Genomic DNA, 16,013 nt, shown 5'->3' with positions numbered 1-16,013 from the left:
GCCGATACAGTGGTCGTCCCCATCCCCACCCCTGGAGGTCTCGGTGCAGTCCGTGCCCACGCAGTCCGCTCCGTCCGCGGAGTCCCGGATCCGTCTGATCGCCCTCGGCGACGAGCTGCTCGCCGGCGTCGGGGACGCCCGCGTGCTCGGTTGGCTCGGTCGGGCCGTGGCCAGCGAGCAGGGGGCGGACAACCGGGTGGACGTCTTCACCGCGGCCCTGCCGGGCGAGACGTCCGCCGCGCTCGCGGAGCGGTGGGACGAGGAGGTACGGCTGCGCACCGACACCGAGGCACAGGCCGACGGCAGCATCGAGCACAAGGTGGTCCTGGCCCTCGGCCGTGCGGACGTCTCCTCCGGCCTGTCCCTGGCCCGCTCCCGACTGAACCTCGCCAAGGTCCTCGACGGCCTCGAGCGGCTGCGCGTCCCGGTGTTCGTGGTCGGCCCGCCGCCGAGCCGCGATGCGGGCACCACCGCGGGGGTCCGCGAGCTGTCCGCCGCCTTCGAGGACGTCTGCTCGCGCCGGCGGGTGCCCTACATCGACACGGTCGGCGGTCTCTCCGGCCACGACCAGTGGGAGTCGGATATCGCGCGCTCCGGCGGCGACCACCCCGGGCAGACGGGATACGGGCTGATGGCCTGGCTCGTGCTGCACGGCGGCTTCGGGAGCTGGCTGGGCACCTCCGCGTGAGGTGCGCCCCATCGCGGGGCCGGTGAGAGACGGACCCTCGGTGCTCCGACGGCACTGTGGCACAATCGTCGGGTTACCCGGGTGAGGAAGGAGATCGTGATGAGCAAGCGAGGCCGCAAGCGCAAGTCCCGTCGCAAGAGCGGCGCGAATCACGGCAAGCGCCCCAACGCCTGACCGTGATCGCGCCCTGCGCGAGAAGACCGGAGGCTCCTCCCCTTGGCGGGGAGGAGCCTCCGGTCTTCTGTTGCGGGGCAGCTCGGCTCAGCGACCCGTGATCTCCCGGCGCGTGGTGGTGATGCGCACGGAGGCGGCGGTGCCGTCCGCACGGCTGGTCACCGACACGGTGCGGCACTGGACGGCGATCCGCTCCCGCAGGGTGCTCGGGGCGCGGTCGACGCAGCTGCGGCGCACCAGCTCCTTGAGCCGGCGCAGGCGCTCGATCTCGTCATGGCACTCGACGCAGTCCGCGGCGTGGTCGAGCATGCGATCGACGGTCTCGCGCGGCAGCTCGCCGTCGAGCGCCTCGGCCAGGCGGTAGCGCGCCTCCCGCGCGGTCTCGGCGTCAGGCGTCGCCCCGGTGCGGTCCTCGCTCATCGTTCCTCCTCCCGATCGGCGCGGCCGGTCGTGGTCTCGTTCTCGCGCGCTGGGCGCAGGTAGCCGCTGGTCACCGCATAGTCCGTCAGCTTCTCGCGCAGTTGGCCGCGGCCGCGGTGGAGGCGGGACATGACGGTGCCGATGGGCGTGTCCATGATCTCCGCGATCTCCTTGTAGGCGAAGCCCTCGACGTCGGCGAGGTAGACCGCCATCCGGTAGTCGTCCCGCAGCTCGCCGAGCGCCTCCTTCACGGCGGAGTCGGGCAGGTGGTCCAGCGCCTCGTTCTCCGCCGAGCGCAGGCCCCGCGAGCTGTGCGACTCGACCTCGGCCAGCTGCCAGTCCTCGACCGTGTCGGTCCACGCCTCCTTGGGGCGGCGCTGCTGCTTGCGATAGGTCGAGATGTAGTTGTTGGTCATGATCCGGTACAGCCAGGCGCGCATGTTGGTGCCGGGGGTGAAGCGGTCCGCGGCGCGGAAGGCCTTCATGAAGGTCTCCTGGACGAGGTCCTCGGCGTCATGGGGATTGCGGGTCATCCGCAGCGCGCCGCCGTAGAGGGAGTCGACGTGGGAGAGCGCCTCGGCCTCGAAGTCGAAGGGCTCCGCGGTCTCGGAGTCCGCCGAGGGCTCGGGCACCTCGGCCCCTCGGGAGTCTGGAGTGCCCAGAGGTCCCTGAGTGTCCGGGGTGCCCTGAGGTCCGAGGGCATCGGAGGGGGCGGGTTCGGTCGCGTTCATCGCGTCCCAACCTACGTCAGGCAGGCCCGCTGAGCGGACGGCCGACGGCGCGTCGCGGCACGGGGAGGGCTGCGGGAGCACAGCTGCGATCATTCCTCGTCCTCTCTCGTCCTGTCTCGTCCGGTCTCGTCCGGTCTCGTCCTCCGTCTCAACGTCCGGGGTCGCGGGTGTGTTCCCGCTGTCCTGCGGATCACGCGTGCGCGGTAGTGTGGACCCGGCGACCGCCGACGCCGTCCGTCGGCCCTGCGGCCGCCTCCGCCCGAGAACGCCCAGAACGTGAGGACACCATGGCCCTGGTCCGCCGCATCGCCCGTCCCCTGCTCGCTGCACCCTTCATCCTCGAGGGTGTGCGCACCGCCCTGCGTCCGGAGCGGGAGATCGAGGTCTACCCGCCGGCGTTCGACGCGGCGGACGCAAGCCTCGCCAAGACCTCCCTGCCCTCCTTCGTCGACGCGCGCACCATCATCCGCGTCTCCGGAGTCGTCGCCGCCGGTGCCGGCGTGCTCTACGCGACCAACCGCAACCCGCGCCTCGCCGCGCTAGCGCTGCTCGCGACCACCTCGGTGGGCTGGGCCGGGCGCCGCAACGTGCTGCAGCTGCGCGGGGAGGAGCGGGTCACGGAGATCCAGTCGATCCTCACCGACGCGGGTCTGCTCGGCGGCCTGCTGCTCGCCGCCGTGGACCACGACGGACGTCCGTCCCTCGGTTACCAGGTGAACAAGTTCGTCGAGCGCAGCCAGAAGAAGGCCGCCGCCACGCAGAAGGGCCTCGAGAAGAAGGCCGGCAGGCTCGAGGCGCAGGCTCGCGACGCGGTGCAGACCGCGCAGAAGCAGCTCGCCGACCAGAAGCGCTGACCGTGGCCTCCGAGGTGCTCTGGCGGGCCCCCGTCGCCGACGGCCCCGTCGACGCCCTGGTGCGCGTTCCGGGCTCGAAGTCCCTCACCGCCCGGTGGATGGTGCTGGCCGCCGCCGCAGAGGGCCCGTCCGAACTGCGCGGAGCGCTGATCTCCCGTGACACCCGCCTGATGCGCGATGCCCTCGAGCGGCTCGGGGCGACCCTCGAGGTGGCCGGCGACTCGCTCCGGATCACCCCGATCCCCCCGGCCACGGCCGAGCCCGCGGAGCTGATCGATATCCATACCGGCCTCGCCGGGACGGTGATGCGCTTCGTGCCGCTGCTCGCCGCGCTCCATCACGGCGACGTGCGCTTCACCGGGGACGAGGCGGCGCTGGTCCGACCGATGCACGCGGTCATCGACGCGCTGCGCCAGCAGGGGGTCGAGGTCACCGAGCACGGCGTGCCCGGGCACCTGCCGATCACCGTCCACGGCACCGGTCGGCTCGCGGGCGGTCGGATCCTGCTGGACGCCTGCGCCTCGAGCCAGTTCGTCTCCAACGCCCTGCTCGTCGGAGCACGGGGCGAGGCGGATCTCGAGCTGGTGCACACCGGCGAGACGCTGCCCTCGCTGCCGCACATCGAGATGACCCTGGAGACCCTCCAGGCCGTCGGTATCGAGGCCGCCGCGCACCGCGACGAGCTGGGACGCCCGGTGTGGACCGTGAGCCGCGGCGCGGTGCACGCCCTCGACATCACCGTCGAGCCCGACCTCTCCAACGCGGGTCCCTTCCTCGCCGCGGCCCTCGTGACCGGCGGGACCATCTCGATCGACGAATGGCCCCGCTCGACCACCCAGCCCGGCGATGCCTACCGCGACCTGCTCACCCGCATGGGCGGCGAGGTGTTCCGCGAGGGCCGGGCGATGACGCTGCGCGGCAGCGGGGCGATCCACGGGCTCGAGACGGACATGTCGGCCGTCGGCGAGCTCGTGCCCACCATCGCGGCCCTCGCGGCCCTCGCCGACTCGCCCTCCCGGATCACCGGGGTCGCGCACCTGCGCGGTCACGAGACCGACCGGCTGCGGGCTCTCGCCACCGAGCTGACCAAGATCGGGGCGCACACCGTCGAGCTCGAGGACGGGCTGGAGATCACCCCGGGCTCGCTGCGCGGCGACGTCTTCGAGTCCTACGAGGACCACCGGATGGCGACCGCGGGAGCGATCATCGGGCTGCGCGTCCCGGACCTGCAGGTGGTCGACATCGCCACGACCCGCAAGACCCTCCCGGACTTCGAGGGGATGTGGCTGTCGATGCTGCACACCGAGATGCCGGCGAACGGGAACGCGTGAGCAGGTCGCGACGCGACTGGGACGAGTCCGACGTCCGCGTACGGCCGAGCCGGCGCGGCTCCCGCCCGCGGACCAAGGACCGTCCCGCCCACGCCGACGCGATCACCGCGCGGGTGGTGTCGGTGGACCGCGGCCGCTGGCGGACCGTGGTCGAGGACGGCCCCGACGGGCCGCGCGAGGTCACGGCCATGCGGGCGCGGGAGCTCGGCCGCTCCCCCGTCGTCCCCGGCGATCTGGTGGGGCTCGTCGGCGACACCTCCGGCCGGGACGGCAGCCTCGCCCGGATCGTGCGGGTCCAGGAGCGCTCCTCCTTCCTGCGCCGCTCCGCGGACGACGACGACCCCACCGAGCGGCCCCTGGTCGCGAACGTGGACCTGATGGTGATGGTGACCGCGCTGGCCGACCCCGAGCCGCGCGGCGGCATGATCGACCGCTGCCTCGTCGCCGCGTACGTCGCCGGGATCGATGCCCTGCTGGTGCTCACCAAGGCGGACCTGCGCTCGCCCGATGACTTCCTCACCACCTACGCCCCGCTCGGCCTCGAGCATGTGGTGACCGAGCGCACCGCCGCGGGCGGGATCGACGGGCTCGACGCGCTGCGCGAGCGGCTCGCGGGACGGGTCAGCGTGCTCATCGGCCATTCCGGGGTCGGCAAGTCGACGCTGCTGAACGCGCTCGTGCCCGGCACCGACCGGGCCACCGGCCACGTGAACGACGTGACCGGTCGTGGCCGGCACACCTCCTCCTCGGCGCTCGCCATGCCCCTGCCCGAGGGCGCCGGCGGCTGGGTGATCGACACCCCCGGGGTGCGCTCCTTCGGACTCGGCCACGTCGACCCCGACGAGCTGCTCGACGCCTTCGCGGACCTCGCGGACCTCGCGGAGTCCTGCCCTCGCGGCTGCACCCATCTCGAGGACGCCCCGGACTGCGCGCTCGACGAGCAGGTCGAGGCGGGCGCCGCGGGCAGCGCCGGCCCCGCCCGGCTGACCTCCTTCCGCCGGCTCGCCGTCGCGCTGCGGAAGAACGACCCCTGGGCGCTCTGAGCCGTCCGCCGTCGGCCGCTCGGAGCTCTCCCGCTCCCGCCCGGAGGACGCCGCGGCGCCGCCGCCCCCGCGTCGCTCCCGGTCACCGCCGGGTCCTCCCCCTAGGCTGACCCCCATGTCCAGCCGTTACGCCGATGACCTGCGCCTGGCCCACGTGCTCGCCGATGCCGTGGACCAGCTGACGATGTCCCGCTTCAAGGCGCAGGACCTCGAGGTCTCCACCAAGCCGGACCTCACCGAGGTCACCGATGCCGATCGCGCCGCCGAGCAGCTGGTGCGCGCCCAGCTCTCCCGTTCCCGCTCCCGCGACCAGGTGATCGGGGAGGAGTTCGGCTCGACCGGGTCCTCGCCCCGGCAGTGGGTGATCGACCCCATCGACGGGACCGCGAACTTCGTGCGCGGCGTGCCCGTCTGGGCGACGCTCATCGGGCTCATCGAGGAGGGCCGCCCCGTCGTGGGTCTGGTCTCCGCGCCGTCCCTCGGGCGCCGCTGGTGGGGCGGGACGGACGCCGGGGCCTGGACCGGCTCCCGGCTGAGCAGCGCGACGCGGCTGCAGGTCTCGGGCGTGGACCGCATCGAAGAGGCCTCGCTGTCCTACTCGTCGCTGCACGGCTGGGCCGAGCGCGAGCGGCTGCGGGAGATGCTGAACCTCATGCAGCGCTTCTGGCGCACCCGCGCCTACGGCGACTTCTGGTCCTACATGCTCGTCGCCGAGGGAGCCGTGGACGTCGCCTGCGAGCCCGAGCTGGCCCTGCACGACATGGCCGCGCTGGTGCCGATCGTGACCGAGGCGGGCGGCCGCTTCACCTCCCTCGAGGGCGAGCCGGGCTGCTTCGGCGGCAGCGCGGTCGCGAGCAACGGTCTGCTCCACGAAGACGTCCTCGCCGCGCTCACCGGCGAGGACTGAGCGCGCCGAGTCGCCCCGGGTCTGCTCCCGGACGCGCCCACTGAACGATCCGCCCCCCAACGCACAGCGTCCCGGACCCACGACGGGGACCGGGACGCTGCGTCGTTCCGCGGGAACTGCTCCCGCGGGCGGGATCAGCGGCGCAGACGGGCGCGGAGGGCGAGCGCGCCGCCGCCCAGCGCGGTCAGGCCGAGCGCCCCGGCGACCAGCGCCACGACGCCCTGGGCGCCGGTGCGGGCGAGAGCACCCGGACGGGAGCCGTCGGCCGACTGCTCGGATCCGGTGCCTCCAGTGCTGGAGCCGCCGGTGCCGCCAGCTGCATTGTCGTCGGAGCCGTCGGAGGTGGTGTCGATCGAGTCGGGCTGGCCGCCGAGCTCGATCGTGCGGATCATTTCAGGGTCTCGGCGTCGAGCACGGACACGCGACCCGAGGGGTCGGTGAACTCGCCGTCGGTGGTGTCCACGACGATGAGCACGTAGTCCTCGAGGGCGTACACCGAGGTGGGCTCGCCCTCGACGTCCACGCCGCCGAGGGCGCGCGGGTTCGATGGGTCGGAGATGTCGATGATGCCCACGCGGCCGCCGCCGGCGTCGGTCGAGTACACAGTCATCCCGTCGGGGCTGACCGACGAGATCTCGGCGACCGCCGACGCGGAGACGTCGGAGTTCGCGTACGCCGGCAGGGTCGCGACGCGGGTGGAGTACGGGGCCTCGCCGTGGGACTTCCCCGGGGCGGCGAGGGCGGGGAGCATGAGCGCACCGGTCAGACCGATCGCACCGCACGCGGCGAGGGCGCCGAGGCGGGCGATCACGGGACGGGCCGCACGGGAGGTGCGGGACATGGGCAGGCCTTTCTGCAGGGTCCACCGGCCCTCGCGCGAGCGCACTGGGGGCGAGAGGGGCGCGAGCGCGGACCGTCGGACGGCGAGGAGGAACGTCGAAACTTCATCAAGTCACTGTGACGAGAAGGCGAACGGCGTCCGTCGGGACCGGCGCGGCGACGTGTCCGGCGCGGCCTCGCTACGATGAGCGGACCCAGCGTCGCGAGGAGGTCGGGAGAAACCCCTGCCCTCTCGCGCGCCCGTTCCCGGACTCTCGGAGGATTCGCCTCATGACCGTCAAGCGCGTCGCACTGCTCACCGCCGGGGGCTACGCCCCGTGCCTGTCCTCCGCCGTCGGCGGCCTCATCGAGCGGTACAACGAGCTGGTGCCGGACGTCGAGATCATCGCCTACAAGCACGGCTACTGGGGCCTGCTCTCCGACGAGAAGATCGTCGTCGACGAGACGGTCCGCGCGAAGGCCGGCCTGCTGCACGACTTCGGCGGCTCCCCCATCGGCAACTCGCGCGTGAAGCTCACCAACACCGCGGACCTCGTGGGGCGCGGCCTGATCGCCGAGGGCGAGAACGCCCTCGAGGTCGCCGCGAAGAAGCTCCAGGCCGACGGGGTGGACGTGCTGCACACCATCGGCGGCGACGACACCAACACCACCGCCGCGGATCTCGCGAAGTACCTCGCGGACAACGACTACCCGCTCCAGGTCGTGGGCCTGCCCAAGACCATCGACAACGACATCGTGCCGATCCGTCAGTCCCTCGGTGCGATGTCCGCCGCGGAGCAGACGAGCATCTTCGCGCAGAACATCATCGCCGAGCACGGCTCGAACCCGCGCATGCTGATCGTCCACGAGATCATGGGCCGCGCCTGCGGCTATCTGACCGCCCAGGCCGCCGCCTACTACCAGGACTGGCACGCGAAGCAGGAGTGGCTGCCCGAGATCGGCCTCGCCCCGGAGAAGTGGGACGTGCACGCCGTGTTCCTGCCCGAGCTGGCGCTCGACATCGAGGCCGAGGCGGCGCGCCTGCGCACCGTCATGGACGAGGTGGGCAACGTGAACATCTTCCTGTCCGAGGGCGCGGGCATCCCCGAGATCGTCGCCGAGATGCAGGCCCGCGGCGAGGAGCCGGAGAAGGACCCCTTCGGCCACGTCAAGATCGACACCATCAACCCCGGCCAGTGGTTCGCGAAGCAGTTCGCCGAGAAGCTCGGCGCCGAGAAGGTCATGGTCCAGAAGTCCGGCTACTTCTCGCGGTCGGCGAAGGCCAACCCCGAGGACCTGCGCCTGATCAAGTCGATGACCGACCTGGCCGTGCAGGTCGCCCTCGAGGGCGGCTCGGGCCTCATCGGCCACGACGAGGAGCGCGGCAACGTGCTGCGCGCCGTCGAGTTCGAGCGGGTCGCCGGTCACAAGGCCTTCGACATCGAGCAGCCCTGGTTCGCGGACGTCATGGAGCGCACCGGCCAGACGATCACCCCCGCGGCCGCCCACTGACCCGCCCCGCGGGACGGGAGGAGGAGCCGATGAGCACCGAAGGATCGCCCCTCCCCCGTCCCCGCGTGCGGACCTGGCGCCGCAGCCTGCGCGCGCTCGCCCACACCGGGCGGGCGCGCGCTCTCGCATTCCAGGAGCGGGAGGAGCGGAGCACGGGGCTGGCGGATCCGCCGCCCGGCCCGCGCGCCGTCGGATGGCGGCGGGACAGCGGCCCGCTGGACTCCCCGCGGCCCCTCCGCCCCCAGCAGGGGCAGCTCGGCGACTGCTGGGTGATCGCCTCGATGCTCGCGATTCACGAGACCGCACCCGAGCGCCTCACGGACCTGCTCACGGTGCAGGAGGACGGCCGGGTCGCAGTGCGCCTGCCCGCCGTGGCCGAGCCGATCGTGGTGGATCGACGGATGCCGGTCGGCGCCGACGGCGCCTTTCTCTACGCACGCCGCGAAGGCGCGAACCCGGGTTGGGCCGGAGTGCTCGAGAAGGCCGTGGCGGTACACGTCGCAGGCGGGTACGGGATGCTGCAGCGCGGTTTCGCCCGCTTCGGCCTCGAGCTGCTGCTCGGGGAGCGGGTGCGCACGCAGCTGCGGCTCCCCTCGGCCGAGCAGATCCTCGCGTGGCGGGAGGAGGGCCGGGCGATCGCCGCGTCGACCCATCCGCTGAGTGCGCGGGTCGGGACCGCTCAGGGTCCGCTACCGCCCAGCCACGTCTTCGCCGTGGTCGGTGCCGACGCCACGACCGGCCACGTGCTGCTGCGCAATCCGGTGCGGCCCGGTCGGGTGCTGCGCATCGACGCGCGCACCTTCCGCCGGGGCTTCCTCTCCGTGGACGTCACCGGCCCGCTGCGTGGAGCAGCGGGCGGGTGAGCGTCAGCGCAAGCGGGCGAGGGTGTGGTCGACGGTGCGGAACACGTCCAGCCACGCATCCGCGAGCAGGCGGTGGCCCGCGATCGTCGGGTGCACGCCGTCCTCGGCGATGCTCGCCGGGGCGTGCCCGACGGTCCACGCCTCCTCGAGAACCGCCTCGAGATCCACGATCGCGGCCCCGAACTCCTTGCCGAGGGCGCGGATGATCGCGACCTTCTTGTCGAGTTCCCCGTGATACCCGGCCTTCTCCTCGTCGACATCGGCGACGAAGGGCACCACGAGCAGCACCGGGACCGCCGGACGGGTCGCCGACAGCTGGTCGAGCAGGAAGCGGTAGTCCCGCTCGAAGTCCGCGTCGCTGACGCCGTCGCCGCTGGTGAAGCCGTGCCACACGTCGTTGACGCCCACGTAGATCGTCACGACGTCCGGGTTCAGGTCGAGGCAGTCCCCGTCGAAGCGGGCCCGGAGGTCGCGGGCCTTGTTTCCGCTGATGCCGCGATTGATCACGGTGGCCGTCGGCTCATGGGCCGCGAAGTGCTCGGCGAGGAGGCGGACGTAGCCGAAGCCGAGACCCGCCGGGTCCTCGGCGCGCGCGCAGTCGGTGATGGAGTCCCCGATAAACAGGAGGGTGCGCGGCGTGGGCGCGGACGTCGTGGTCATGCGCACATCCTGCCATCGGAGGGACCCGACGGTGAGCGACCCGCCGACCCGCCGACCCGCCGACCCGCCGACCCGCCGACCCGCCGACCCGCCGAGGCGATGCTCCACCCCTGGCCCCGGGTCCCGTCGCGCTGTAGCGGCGCCTCAGGGAGCATCCCACGCCGAACTTGCTCCCTCAGACGCCGTGGAGCGGCTCCGGGGGCACAGCAAAAGACCCCTCCTCAGCATTTCTGCTGAGAAGGGGCCTTATTCGTAGCGGGGGCAGGATTTGAACCTACGACCTCCGGGTTATGAGCCCGGCGAGCTACCGAACTGCTCCACCCCGCGGCGACATCGACAACTCTAGGACGAGCCGGCCGCCGAGTCCAGGCGAGATCCCTCGGACGTGTGCCATCGCACGTTCACGGGGATTTCACGGGGCACCGGCATCACTGCGGACCGCTCCAGACCACGGCGGAACGGCCAGGACAGGACGGTTCCGACCCGGAGAGGTCCGGTCCGCTCCGGGCGGGGCTGTTCCGCCCCGGACACGACGGCGCCCGCCGACTCGACCGTGGTCGAGTCGGCGGGCGCCATGGGAGGGGTGCCCTCGCGAGGGATGAGCTCTCAGCCCTCTCCGCCGTCGGAGGCGCCTCCCCCGTTGATCTCCTGGTTGGCGGTGTTCGCGCGGTTGAGCGCGTCGGTCAGCCGGTCCTGGGCCTCGCCGTAGGCGGCCCAGTCCCCGGCGGCCATGGCCTCCTCGGCGTCGATCACCGCGGCGTCCATGTCCGCGAGGGCCTGGTCGAGGCGCTGCTGCGGCGTGCCCCCCTCCGTGGGGGCCTGCGTCGGCTCGGCGGTCTCACCGTCCGCCGGCGGCTCCGCCGGGGTGCTCTCGCCGCCCTCGGTGTCGACGGCGCCGGAGAGCGACTCCTCGTCACCGGCCGCGGGCTCGGTCGAGCCGGTCACCTCGGCGTCACCCGCGTCGGCGCCGGAATCGCCGCCGAACACCAGGTCCATCGCCTCGTCGAGGGTTGGCGCGAAGCCGACCTTGTCGCCGAAGGACACCAGCACCATCTGCAGCAGCGGGTACTGGGTACCGCCGCCGGCGGCCGAGGACTGCAGGTAGACGGGCTGGACGTACAGCAGGCCGCCGCCGACGGGCACCGTGAGCAGGTTGCCGTTGATCACCTCGGAGTTACCCTCGCGCAGCAGGTTCAGCGCCTGCGACACGGTCGGATCCGAGTTGAAGGTCGCCTGCACCTGTCCCGGGCCGTTGACCGGGTTCGAGGTGGGCAGGACCAGCAGGGTCATCTTGCCGTAGGTCTCGGCGGGATTGCCGCCGTCGCTGCCGGTCTCGGAGTCCACAGCGAGGAAGCCGGTGAGCACGCTCTGGCCGTCCGAGGGGATGAAGCTCGACGAGAGCATGAACCGCGGCGAGTCATCGCCCGGCATCTGCATGGTGAGGTACATCGGCGGCTGCGGCGGCTGGGTGCCCGCGCTCCCGTCGGGGTTGGTGGTGGGCTGCACCGTCGGGTCCGGGGAGACCTGCCAGAAGTCCTGCTGGGTGAAGAAGTCGTCCGCATCGGTGATGTGGTACGTCGAGATCAGCTGGCGCTGTGCCTTGAAGAGGTCTGCCGGGTAGCGCAGGTGCGACATCAGCTGGTCGCTGATCTCATCGGCGGGGCGCAGGGCTTCGGGGAACACCTCGGACCAGGCCTGGAGGATCGGATCCTCGGTGTCCCAGGTGTAGAGGGTGACCGAGCCGTCGAAGGCGCTGACGGTGGCCTTGACGGAGTTGCGCATGTAGTTCGCGCTGCGGGACCGGTTGCCGGCGCTGGCCCGCGGGTCGGTCTGCGAGTCGTTCACGACCGCGTCGAGGTCGACCTCCTGGGCGTACGGGTACTCGGTGGTGGTCGTGTAGCCGTCGATCACCCACACCATCTCGCCGTCGACGACCGCCGGGTACATCTGCGAGTCGAGCGAGAGGAAGGGGGCGACCTCGCGGACCCGCTGCGCCGGATCGCGGTCGTAGAGGATCTGCGACTCCTCGTTCACGTAGCCCGAGATCACGATGTTCGGGTCGCGGAACTTGATCGCGTAGAGCAGCTGGTTGACGAAGCTGCCCACCGAGGGGCCGCCGTCACCCTGGTAGGTGTTGTAGACCTGGTCGCCGCCCTCCTCGCTGTCGGTGCTGCCGCGCTGGTAGTCGAACTCCTCAGGGGTCGCACCCTCGGGGGCGCCGACGATCGAGTAGTCCGGCGAGTGGCGGCCGAAGTAGACGCGCTCCTCGTACTCCCCCAGCTCGCCGGTCCCCGGGACGCCGGACTGCAGGAAGCTCGGCTCGCCGTCGGAGCTGCGACGGTTGCCGTAGGCCGCGGCGAGCCCGTAGCCGTGGGTGTAGATGATGTGCTGATCGACCCAGGAGCGCTCGGCGAGGCCGAACTTGTCAGGGCGCAGCTCGCGCACGCCGACGACGGTGTCCTGCAGCTCCCCGCCGATCTCGTAACGGTCCACGGCGAGCACCTCGTCGAAGCCCCAGTACTGACGGTTCGCCTCGCGCTGGACGAACGTCGGGGAGACGACGTTGGGGTCCATCAGGCGGATCTGCGCCGTGGTGGCGGCATCGGCGCGCAGGGCACCGGGCTCCGCATCGGTCGCCGCCGTGTACGGCACCTCCTCGATCGCATCGAGGCCGAAGGCCGCGCGGGTGGAGTCGATGTTGTCCTGGATGTACGGCTGCTCGAGGGCGCGCTCGTTGGGCTGGACGCGGAACTGCTGGATCGCCCACGGGTAGGCGTTGCCGACCACCAGGGTGGTCAGCAGCATCAGTCCGGCGCCGACGGCGGGGATCCGCCAGTCCGCCCGCAGGATCCACAGCACGAACAGCGCGGCGACCACGATCGAGGAGATCGCGATGATGGTCTGGGCAGGCAGGATCGCGGTGACGTCGGTGAAGCTCGCCCCGTCGAAGCGGTCGTGCTCGTTGACCAGCATGTCGTAGCGCTGGAACCAGTGCCCCGCGCCGAGGAAGAGCACGTACAGCGCGGCGAGCACGCCGAGATGACGGCGGGCGGCGGTGGTGACCTCGAGACCGCGCTCCTGGCCCCAGGCGACGCCGCCGTAGATGAAGTGGCCGATCACGGCGCCGACGATCGCGACCAGGAGCACGAACTGCCCGTAGGACACGACCATGTCGATGACCGGCAGGGTGAACACGTAGAAGCCGATGTCGTTGCCGAAGACCGGATCGGTCTGCCCGAAGTCCTGGGAATGCAGGAACAGCTGCACGTCCTGCCAGCGGCGCGAGGCGGCGAGACCGCCGAAGGCCCCGATCACGACCGGCGCGGCGTAGGTCAGGCCCCGGCGCAACGGGTCGACGGCCGCGCGGAACTGCTCCAGCGCCTCCTGCTCGCGGGTGATCGGCGGGTAGACGGGACGCTGCGTGTAGGAGAACCGCAGGCTGAAGAAGAGCGGGACGGCGAGCACCACGAAGGCGATCGCGAAGAGGACCGCCTGCGTCCCCCAACGCACCAGGAGGACGTCTGCCGCGCCCAGCTGATCCATCCACAGGTACTTGGTCCACACCTCCGAGGCGATGACCAGGCCGACGAGCAGCAGACCGATCGCGAGGGCGGTGATGGCCAGCGGGGAGATCCGACGCGGCCCCTCCTCGCCGGCGCCCGACGCCGGTCTCGGAGAGGGGCGGGGGACGTCGCCGAACGGGGCGGAGAAGCTCACGGGGTACCTCAAAGGGCCTCGGGGTCGGAGCCGTGGTGGTCACCCGCCGCAGCGCGGGACCGGTCCTCGACGTCCGGGTACAGTGGAGTGCCCCCGCGCAGGGCGAGGGCCACACCATTCTGTCAGGCCTTCCTGGAAGAGAGTTCTCGATCTGATGACGATCCCCGCCCAGGACCCCCTCGACGCCCCCACCGCGGCACTGGCCGCGAGCGTGCTGGAGATCGCCCGCCACGTCGGCGAGAGCGACCTCCCCGCACCGCGCCTGTTCGCCCTGGCCCGCAGCGCCGAGCTGATGGAGGCCTCGCCCTCGCTCGCCGCCCTGCTGGGTATCGGGCAGGCGACGGCCCCGGATCCCCTGCACCTCACCCCGATCGACCTCGACGACGGCACCGCGGACCAGTCCACCGATCCGCTGGCCGCCCTCGAGCAGGTGCAGTGGCCGGACCTGGCCGCCGGTGGCGCGCTCGCCGCTGACCTGGCGCCTTCTGCGGTGGAGCTTCGCGGGATCGAGGCGCCGGATGCCCGGCCTCTCGGAAAGCTGCGGGTCGTCGTCGCGGCCCTGGCGGACGGCACGACCTGGTCTGCGGTCGACCGGGGCGACGGGCGCGGATACGCCCTGGGCGCTGCTCTGCTGCCGGACATCACCACGGCCCTCCAGCAGACCTTCGCCTCGGACTGAGCGCCCGCCGCGGTCGCTGCGCTCAGAAAGGCGCGGATCCGGCGAGCTCGCGCTCCTCGGAGGTCTCCTCCTCGGCATCGTCCTGACGGAGATCGTCCGCTCCGTCGGAGACGTCCTCCGGCAGGATCACGCCGGTGTCGTGGTCGAACACGGGCACATCGGCGGCGCGGGTCGGGCGGGTGAACACGGCACTGCCGTAGCGGAGATCGTGACCGATGGTCTCGGCCCACAGGGTGAGGCTGAACCGCGTCACGCCCTCCTTGTCGACCCACTCGGAGCTGCCGAGGCGACCGCTGACCACGAGCGGCTGCCCCTTGCGCACGGAGTGCGCGAGGTTCTGGCCGAGTCCGCGCCGGGCGTACACGGTGATGAACTCGGTGCGGCGGTCGACGAACTCGCCCTTCTCGCGGTCGAAGTAGCTGCCGGTCACCGCGATCCGCACCGAGGTGCTCTCGCTGCCGTCGCGATGCTTGTGGATGGCCGGGTCGGCGGTGGCGTTGCCGGTGATGCTGGTCTGGATGTCGCGCATGGTGCGTCGTCCTTCCTGAGGTGCCGGGACCATCCCGGCCTCGGCACGGTGCCGATGGACTTCAGCGTCCTCGGCACGACGCGGCGCTTCCAGGGCGGCGCGGATCCTGTGGATGAACGGGGTGTGGGGAGGAACGGTCCACGGCTCGGCCCTGCTGGAATTCCGTGCCGGGCGTGACCTCAATCCCTCACAGGCCCTGAGGTCACGCCACACGCGGTTTTTCAGCAGGAGCAGCTGGGACCGGGCCGCAGAACCCCGGTCACAGAAGTGGCCGGCTCCGGGCCAGGCGTCACCGGCGGCGGAGACCCCCGGAACACACGAAACGGCCGGCCCCTCCGGAGAGGGACCGACCGTCCGAGATCAGCGCGCACCGGGCGCGCACCGCACCGGTCATTGCTGACCCGTACCGCGACGCGGATCAGGCGCCGGGCACCACGATCGTGCTCGCGTTCGCCCGCGCGTTCTCGAACCGCGCCTGGACATCCGCCCAGTTCACGATGTTCCAGACCGCCTTCACGTAATCAGCCTTCACGTTCTGGTAATCCAGGTAGAACGCGTGCTCCCACATATCCAGCTGGAACAGCGGGATCGTCGCCACCGGCACCCCGTTCTGCTGATCGTAGAACTGCTCGATCACCAGGTTCCCGCCAGCCGGCTCGTAGGCCAGCACGGCCCAGCCGGAGCCCTGGATCCCCAGCGCCGCGGCCGTGAAGTGGGCGCGGAACGCATCGAAGGAGCCGAAGAACTCATCGATCGCCGCCGCCAGCTCACCGGTCGGCTTGTCGCCACCCTCCGGGGAGAGGTTCTTCCAGAAGATCGAGTGGTTCGTGTGACCGCCCAGGTTGAACGCGAGGTCCTTCGACAGCTGGTTCACCGTGCCGAAATCGTTCGCCTCACGCGCCGCCGCCAGCTTCTCCAGCGCGGTGTTGGCGCCCTTGACGTAGGTCGCGTGGTGCTTGGAGTGGTGCAGCTCCATGATCCGGCCCGAGATCGAGGGATCCAGAGCGCCGTAGTCGTAATCGAGATCGGGAAGCGTGAACTCCGCCATGTGGATCATCCCTTCGTCAGAAGTGCGCGGGACCAGCC

The 16,013-nt window shown here is 71.7% G+C and carries 17 protein-coding genes and 1 tRNA gene; 9 read left to right on the top strand and 9 right to left on the bottom strand.

The annotated features are described in order from the left end of the window. Nucleotides 1–43: 43 nt before the first annotated feature. A complete protein-coding gene (locus tag ACZCAH_RS00975) occupies nt 44–688 on the top strand; it encodes a GDSL-type esterase/lipase family protein (RefSeq protein ID WP_464339304.1) in 645 nt (214 codons plus the stop codon). Between the two features lie 99 nt (nt 689–787). Then, on the top strand, nt 788–862 hold the full coding sequence (locus ACZCAH_RS00970) for a 50S ribosomal protein bL37 (protein ID WP_370297284.1): 75 nt from the start codon (nt 788–790) through the stop codon (nt 860–862). 87 nt (nt 863–949) lie between these two features. On the opposite strand, the gene ACZCAH_RS00965 is transcribed toward ACZCAH_RS00970, so the two are convergent. Further along, nucleotides 950–1,282, bottom strand: coding sequence for an anti-sigma factor (locus tag ACZCAH_RS00965; RefSeq protein WP_464339303.1), 333 nt, complete (start codon nt 1,280–1,282; stop codon nt 950–952). Next, the gene (locus ACZCAH_RS00960) at nt 1,279–2,106 is read right to left on the bottom strand and encodes a sigma-70 family RNA polymerase sigma factor (RefSeq protein ID WP_464339302.1); all 828 of its coding nucleotides are present in this window, start codon (nt 2,104–2,106) and stop codon (nt 1,279–1,281) included. Before ACZCAH_RS00960 ends, ACZCAH_RS00965 begins: the two co-directional genes overlap by 4 nt. 194 nt (nt 2,107–2,300) lie before the next feature. Here ACZCAH_RS00960 and ACZCAH_RS00955 point away from each other — a divergent pair, with 194 nt between their 5' ends. From ACZCAH_RS00955 to ACZCAH_RS00940, 4 genes are all read left to right on the top strand, one after another. Further along, complete coding sequence (locus tag ACZCAH_RS00955; protein WP_464339301.1) at nt 2,301–2,867, top strand: hypothetical protein; 567 nt, start codon at nt 2,301–2,303, stop codon at nt 2,865–2,867. Nucleotides 2,868–2,869: 2 nt separating this feature from the next. After that, entirely contained in the window at nt 2,870–4,198 is a 1,329-nt protein-coding gene (aroA, locus tag ACZCAH_RS00950; RefSeq protein WP_464339300.1) for a 3-phosphoshikimate 1-carboxyvinyltransferase, read from the top strand. Further along, complete coding sequence (gene rsgA / locus ACZCAH_RS00945; protein WP_464339299.1) at nt 4,195–5,241, top strand: ribosome small subunit-dependent GTPase A; 1,047 nt, start codon at nt 4,195–4,197, stop codon at nt 5,239–5,241. The genes aroA and rsgA overlap by 4 nt, the downstream gene beginning before the upstream one ends. 115 nt (nt 5,242–5,356) lie before the next feature. Then, on the top strand, nt 5,357–6,148 hold the full coding sequence (locus ACZCAH_RS00940; RefSeq protein ID WP_329745259.1) for an inositol monophosphatase family protein: 792 nt from the start codon (nt 5,357–5,359) through the stop codon (nt 6,146–6,148). A 134-nt stretch (nt 6,149–6,282) separates the two neighbouring features. Here ACZCAH_RS00940 and ACZCAH_RS00935 read toward each other — a convergent pair whose 3' ends face one another. After that, complete coding sequence (locus tag ACZCAH_RS00935) at nt 6,283–6,540, bottom strand: hypothetical protein (protein ID WP_464339298.1); 258 nt, start codon at nt 6,538–6,540, stop codon at nt 6,283–6,285. Then, on the bottom strand, nt 6,537–6,989 hold the full coding sequence (locus ACZCAH_RS00930) for a hypothetical protein (RefSeq protein ID WP_464339297.1): 453 nt from the start codon (nt 6,987–6,989) through the stop codon (nt 6,537–6,539). The genes ACZCAH_RS00935 and ACZCAH_RS00930 overlap by 4 nt, the downstream gene beginning before the upstream one ends. Before the next feature lie 269 nt (nt 6,990–7,258). On the opposite strand from ACZCAH_RS00930, the gene ACZCAH_RS00925 reads away from it, so the two are divergent. Then, entirely contained in the window at nt 7,259–8,479 is a 1,221-nt protein-coding gene (locus tag ACZCAH_RS00925) for a pyrophosphate--fructose-6-phosphate 1-phosphotransferase (protein ID WP_464339296.1), read from the top strand. 29 nt (nt 8,480–8,508) lie between these two features. Beyond that, a complete protein-coding gene (locus tag ACZCAH_RS00920) occupies nt 8,509–9,342 on the top strand; it encodes a C2 family cysteine protease (RefSeq protein WP_464339295.1) in 834 nt (277 codons plus the stop codon). 3 nt (nt 9,343–9,345) lie between these two features. Here ACZCAH_RS00920 and ACZCAH_RS00915 read toward each other — a convergent pair whose 3' ends face one another. The 3 genes from ACZCAH_RS00915 to ACZCAH_RS00905 form a co-directional block, all read right to left on the bottom strand. Further along, nucleotides 9,346–10,002 carry an SGNH/GDSL hydrolase family protein gene (locus ACZCAH_RS00915; protein WP_464339294.1) on the bottom strand — a complete coding sequence of 219 codons (657 nt, stop codon included), beginning with the start codon at nt 10,000–10,002 and terminating at the stop codon, nt 9,346–9,348. A 253-nt stretch (nt 10,003–10,255) separates the two neighbouring features. After that, nucleotides 10,256–10,329: transfer RNA gene (locus tag ACZCAH_RS00910), tRNA-Met, on the bottom strand. 279 nt (nt 10,330–10,608) lie between these two features. Further along, nucleotides 10,609–13,719 carry a UPF0182 family membrane protein gene (locus ACZCAH_RS00905; protein WP_464339293.1) on the bottom strand — a complete coding sequence of 1,037 codons (3,111 nt, stop codon included), beginning with the start codon at nt 13,717–13,719 and terminating at the stop codon, nt 10,609–10,611. A 154-nt stretch (nt 13,720–13,873) separates the two neighbouring features. Between ACZCAH_RS00905 and ACZCAH_RS00900 the strand changes: the two genes are divergently transcribed. Continuing rightward, entirely contained in the window at nt 13,874–14,398 is a 525-nt protein-coding gene (locus ACZCAH_RS00900) for a PPA1309 family protein (protein WP_464339292.1), read from the top strand. A gap of 22 nt (nt 14,399–14,420) precedes the next feature. On the opposite strand, the gene ACZCAH_RS00895 is transcribed toward ACZCAH_RS00900, so the two are convergent. Both ACZCAH_RS00895 and ACZCAH_RS00890 read right to left on the bottom strand, forming a co-directional pair. Then, nucleotides 14,421–14,927: a single-stranded DNA-binding protein gene (locus ACZCAH_RS00895; protein WP_464339291.1), complete on the bottom strand. Its 507-nt coding sequence runs from the start codon at nt 14,925–14,927 to the stop codon at nt 14,421–14,423. 418 nt (nt 14,928–15,345) lie between these two features. Further along, on the bottom strand, nt 15,346–15,975 hold the full coding sequence (locus ACZCAH_RS00890; protein WP_329745251.1) for a superoxide dismutase: 630 nt from the start codon (nt 15,973–15,975) through the stop codon (nt 15,346–15,348). Nucleotides 15,976–16,013 lie beyond the last annotated feature (38 nt).

It is taken from the genome of Brachybacterium sp. B718/18 (assembly GCF_055454375.1).
Note: the sequence above shows the minus strand (reverse complement) of the source record. Positions and strands in the feature narration are given on the sequence as shown.

What these genes read in the sequence shown, in the direction of transcription:
- ACZCAH_RS00935 (WP_464339298.1), bottom strand. Translation starts at nt 6,540, where the DNA reads ATGATCCGCACGATCGAGCTCGGCGGCCAGCCCGACTCGATCGACACC.
- ACZCAH_RS00920 (WP_464339295.1), top strand. Translation starts at nt 8,509, where the DNA reads ATGAGCACCGAAGGATCGCCCCTCCCCCGTCCCCGCGTGCGGACCTGG.
- ACZCAH_RS00915 (WP_464339294.1), bottom strand. Translation starts at nt 10,002, where the DNA reads ATGACCACGACGTCCGCGCCCACGCCGCGCACCCTCCTGTTTATCGGG.
- ACZCAH_RS00925 (WP_464339296.1), top strand. Translation starts at nt 7,259, where the DNA reads ATGACCGTCAAGCGCGTCGCACTGCTCACCGCCGGGGGCTACGCCCCG.
- ACZCAH_RS00960 (WP_464339302.1), bottom strand. Translation starts at nt 2,106, where the DNA reads ATGATCGCAGCTGTGCTCCCGCAGCCCTCCCCGTGCCGCGACGCGCCG.
- ACZCAH_RS00900 (WP_464339292.1), top strand. Translation starts at nt 13,874, where the DNA reads ATGACGATCCCCGCCCAGGACCCCCTCGACGCCCCCACCGCGGCACTG.
- ACZCAH_RS00955 (WP_464339301.1), top strand. Translation starts at nt 2,301, where the DNA reads ATGGCCCTGGTCCGCCGCATCGCCCGTCCCCTGCTCGCTGCACCCTTC.
- ACZCAH_RS00895 (WP_464339291.1), bottom strand. Translation starts at nt 14,927, where the DNA reads ATGCGCGACATCCAGACCAGCATCACCGGCAACGCCACCGCCGACCCG.
- ACZCAH_RS00890 (WP_329745251.1), bottom strand. Translation starts at nt 15,975, where the DNA reads ATGGCGGAGTTCACGCTTCCCGATCTCGATTACGACTACGGCGCTCTG.
- ACZCAH_RS00940 (WP_329745259.1), top strand. Translation starts at nt 5,357, where the DNA reads ATGTCCAGCCGTTACGCCGATGACCTGCGCCTGGCCCACGTGCTCGCC.
- ACZCAH_RS00965 (WP_464339303.1), bottom strand. Translation starts at nt 1,282, where the DNA reads ATGAGCGAGGACCGCACCGGGGCGACGCCTGACGCCGAGACCGCGCGG.
- ACZCAH_RS00930 (WP_464339297.1), bottom strand. Translation starts at nt 6,989, where the DNA reads ATGTCCCGCACCTCCCGTGCGGCCCGTCCCGTGATCGCCCGCCTCGGC.